Here is a 2728-nt window from a genome sequence, read left to right as displayed (position 1 = left end):
CAAGCTGCTGGCGCAGGGTTGTCGCCTCCCCCAAAAAGACTGAAGCAAGCAGCATTGACACAGCAGGGGTTGGCACAAGAAGGGCGGTAGCAAAAGGAACGCCTATTCTCTTCATTGATTCATAGTAAAACAGGTAGGACAAAAGCCAGCCTAGGATGCCATGGAGGATTACAAATGGCAGCATGCCTGCCTGGATAGCAGATATTTCGGCCCCTTCAAATGCGACTGCAAGGGACAAAGGCCCGATTCCCCCCATGGCACTTGCAGCACAAACAAGATGCAATGCACCGATGTTTTCTATCTGGTTGTGCGACAGCGCATACCCAAGCTGCACGCAGGCGACGGCAGCAATGAAAAACGCCGCAGTCCAGCCCTGCCCTGTGAACAGCTCGCTTGTGTCAGACAGGGCAAACCCGACAGCCGCAGCCGCGGCAACCACAAGTGCAAGGCGAAGCTTGTGCGGTTTTTGGCCAAAAAGAAGGAAGCTGAAGGCAAAGGCAAAAACAGCCTCAAGCTGGAAAATTATTATGCCAACAGTGGCACTGGAGTGTTTTTGCGCAAGGAAGAAAAATAGGGAGAAAAGCACATAGGAAAAAAACACAAGCTTCCAGATTTTTTTTGCGGCCGGAAGCACAAGGCCAAGGCTCCCCGTGGCTGCAATCAAAAGTAAGCTTACGGCGGCTGCGGCAAGCATGGACAAGGATGAAAATGCAAGCGGGCTAAGGTAGTTGAGCGTGAACTTGGAGGTTATTGGAAGCAGGGCGCTTGTAAGAAGCGTGAGTATGCCAAAAACAACGCCGCTTTTTATTTTATCTTCCACCAGCCGTCCCCTTTTCTTAAGACAATAAGACTTGCGCCTCATGACTTAGGCTCGCGACTTTTTTCTTGGCGCCTTAACAAGAAAAGACGATGAGAGGTTCGCTGATGCGACTGCAGCCTCTTTTTTTGCAAGCTTTGCAAGAAGGGCGCTAACAGGAAGGCTAATTCCGGGCTTTTGCTGCCTTTCGGAAAGCCTTGCAAGTGACAAAAGGGACTCGACCCTCTCCCGGTCAAGTGAGACAATGTCAGGCTGGTGCGCATTTAACAGATGCCCCATGTTGCCTGTAGCCACAGATGAAAACGCGGGGCCTTGCTTGGAAAAGCCAAGGCTGCCTTCAGCACCCAAAGCCAAGTGAACTGGTTTTTTCCTGCTTGCCATAAAAATCACTTATTGTTTATGCCCCAACAGGTTCAAATACCCTTGCAAACTGGCAGGCCAGGGGCAAACTAAAATGTTTTTAAGAATTTCATTTTCAATAAGTAACAAAATCCCAAAAGAAGTAAAATTCCAAAAGAAATGCTAATCTAGTTGCAAGGCGACCAAAAAATGGCAGGCGAAACAAAAAAAGGCATGTACGAGCTTCTGGCAGAAGTGATGGCGCTAGGCGCCCCGCGCTCTGACGCGGAGCTTGTTGTTGACGCAATCATGACGCAGCGCTCAGCAAGCTGGATTAACAACGAGACGGTGGAGTGCGCTGCAATGACTGAGAAGCTCAACAAGTACCTGTCAGAAAACTCGCACCAGATTAGCGCAAAAATAGGGGAGGTTGGGATGGGCAAGTTCATATGGGAGCTGAAAGCAGCCCACAGGGAGGAGTATTTTCCCCCGACATTCTAAGGCAGAGGAAATAAAATTTCACAATTAGTTTTGCGGTTTTACCCAACCAGGCTCCTTAATAGCTCAAAGGCCCTCTGCGTATCGCGCTTGTTGACAACCAAAAGCGTGTCGTTAATGCAGGATATGAATTCAACAACGTTTATGCCTTCGCGGGCAAGAACATTGAGGATTAGGGCAATGACGCCAGGGGTCGTTTCAAGGGTCGGAGGGCTTTTTAGGACAATCAAATCGTAGTTGCCCTGCAGCTTCTCGCCCTTGCGCAGGCGTATCTTTCTTGCATCCACGCTGTCGACAACTGCCATGTAAGAGCCCGAGTTGTTTGACTGGGAGATTGTCGGCACGTTTTCGGGAACCTCGCGGCTTGCCTCGAAAACAGACACTGCCGAGCGTATCTCAATCCTGCTTGAGGAAAGCACTTGCCCTATTCCCTCGTCAAGATAAGTGCTTTTTATTTTCTCAGACTCGGCCTGCCGCAAAAGCGCGGCCTTTATCGCATTCACATTTTGCATCTTTCCGTAGATTTCCTTTGCCGCAAAGCGCGCAAGGCCCGTGTAGTTGAAAACCCCCAAGGGCAAAAGCTCCTTGATTAGCTGGCGCTGCTTTAGGTATGCCCTGACGTCGTCCGAGACTTTTGCCATTAATTATCACCAACAAATGCATGCAGCAGCTGCAAGATTCATGACACCAGAATCCATTGTTCCATATGGCACTATTTGTCCTGCCGTTGTTATGTTTCATACGCTATGCTTATAAGGGCAAGAGGGGCGGTAGAATCATGAAACAGACAGCATTAGCCACACCGAGTTCCAGGATGCAGGTTGAAGGGGGGGCTGGAAAGCTCGATTTGCGCCACATAAAACCCAGCGCCTACAATGAATTTGGAAAACTGAAAGTTGTAGTGGTCCAAAAGCCCACGTACCTAGGAGAAGTTTGGAGCAACGGGTTGCCTATAAATGAGTGGGAAGCAAAATCCGCTGCCCCGAAAAAGGATGTTGCCTTAAGGCAGCACGAGCAGATGGTAAACGCCATGGAAAAGCACGGCGCGCAGGTTATTGAGATTCCTGCAAGCAA

General features: G+C 49.6%; 6 protein-coding genes. 2 read left to right on the top strand and 4 right to left on the bottom strand.

Annotated elements, in window-relative coordinates:
* From FJZ26_05410 to FJZ26_05400, 3 genes are all read right to left on the bottom strand, one after another.
* Positions 1 to 862 (bottom strand): DMT family transporter (locus FJZ26_05410; GenBank protein MBM3229844.1); only part of this gene is annotated, 862 nt, incomplete at its 3' end.
* Between the two features lie 3 nt (positions 863 to 865).
* The gene (locus FJZ26_05405; protein MBM3229843.1) at positions 866 to 1198 is read right to left on the bottom strand and encodes a hypothetical protein; all 333 of its coding nucleotides are present in this window, start codon (positions 1196 to 1198) and stop codon (positions 866 to 868) included.
* 68 nt (positions 1199 to 1266) lie between these two features.
* Positions 1267 to 1344: a GlyGly-CTERM sorting domain-containing protein gene (locus tag FJZ26_05400; GenBank protein MBM3229842.1), complete on the bottom strand. Its 78-nt coding sequence runs from the start codon at positions 1342 to 1344 to the stop codon at positions 1267 to 1269.
* 22 nt (positions 1345 to 1366) lie between these two features.
* Between FJZ26_05400 and FJZ26_05395 the strand changes: the two genes are divergently transcribed.
* Positions 1367 to 1657, top strand: a complete 291-nt coding sequence (locus FJZ26_05395) for a hypothetical protein (GenBank protein MBM3229841.1) — start codon at positions 1367 to 1369, stop codon at positions 1655 to 1657.
* Positions 1658 to 1695: 38 nt separating this feature from the next.
* Here FJZ26_05395 and FJZ26_05390 read toward each other — a convergent pair whose 3' ends face one another.
* The gene (locus FJZ26_05390) at positions 1696 to 2295 is read right to left on the bottom strand and encodes a hypothetical protein (protein ID MBM3229840.1); all 600 of its coding nucleotides are present in this window, start codon (positions 2293 to 2295) and stop codon (positions 1696 to 1698) included.
* A 137-nt stretch (positions 2296 to 2432) separates the two neighbouring features.
* On the opposite strand from FJZ26_05390, the gene FJZ26_05385 reads away from it, so the two are divergent.
* The coding region (locus FJZ26_05385) for a hypothetical protein (protein MBM3229839.1) at positions 2433 to 2728 on the top strand (296 nt) is incomplete at its 3' end.

The organism is Candidatus Parvarchaeota archaeon (assembly GCA_016866895.1).
GTDB lineage: Archaea > Micrarchaeota > Micrarchaeia > Anstonellales > VGKX01 > VGKX01.
This window is presented reverse-complemented; position numbering and strand designations above follow the sequence as displayed.

Bases quoted from the DNA above. Each gene is read 5' to 3' on its own strand.
- FJZ26_05405 (MBM3229843.1), bottom strand. From the start codon at position 1,198: ATGGCAAGCAGGAAAAAACCAGTTCACTTGGCTTTGGGTGCTGAAGGC.
- FJZ26_05395 (MBM3229841.1), top strand. From the start codon at position 1,367: ATGGCAGGCGAAACAAAAAAAGGCATGTACGAGCTTCTGGCAGAAGTG.
- FJZ26_05390 (MBM3229840.1), bottom strand. From the start codon at position 2,295: ATGGCAAAAGTCTCGGACGACGTCAGGGCATACCTAAAGCAGCGCCAG.